The organism is Asticcacaulis sp. AC402 (genome assembly GCF_000495835.1).
In the GTDB taxonomy this organism is placed as follows: domain Bacteria; phylum Pseudomonadota; class Alphaproteobacteria; order Caulobacterales; family Caulobacteraceae; genus Asticcacaulis.
The window spans coordinates 1-494 of the sequence record NZ_AWGC01000080.1; the positions used below are offsets into that span (position 1 = coordinate 1).

Below are 494 nucleotides of genomic sequence, written 5' to 3' on the forward strand. Positions count from 1 at the left end.
ATGGTAGTTGGCGGTCGGCGTATAGGTAAATGTGCCATCGGCATTGAAGGCCAGGGTGCCATTGGCCGGACCGGTGGTGAGGACATAGGTCGGGCTGACGGTTTCGACGTCGCTACCGGTGACGCTGCTGGTCAGGGTGCCGTCTTCAGCGACCGAGAACGAAGCCGCGTTGGCCACAGGCACATCATCGACCGCGGACAGACTGAAGTTGCGGGTCTGGTCGGCCAGCGTGCCGCCATTGCCGTCGCTGACCGTATAGGTCACCGTGACCGGGCCGTTGTAGTTGGCCGCCGGCGTGAAGATCCAGCCACCCGTCGTTGTCGCCAGGGTGCCGTTGTCGACCGAGATGTTCGACACACTCAGGGTCTGGCCTTCGACGTCGCTGAAGCCTTGCAGCAGTGTGCTGGCCAGAATGGTCTGGGCTGTATCCTCGGTGCCATCGACCACAGTGCCGGTCGGCGCGCCTGTCGGCAGGTCGTTGACCGAGGTGACAG

1 protein-coding gene is annotated in these 494 nt (G+C 63.6%); it reads right to left on the bottom strand.

Going from position 1 to position 494, the window contains the following annotated elements; all coding sequences use genetic code 11:
- The coding region (locus tag ABAC402_RS38955) for a cadherin-like domain-containing protein (protein ID WP_040410159.1) at positions 1–494 on the bottom strand (494 nt) is incomplete at both ends.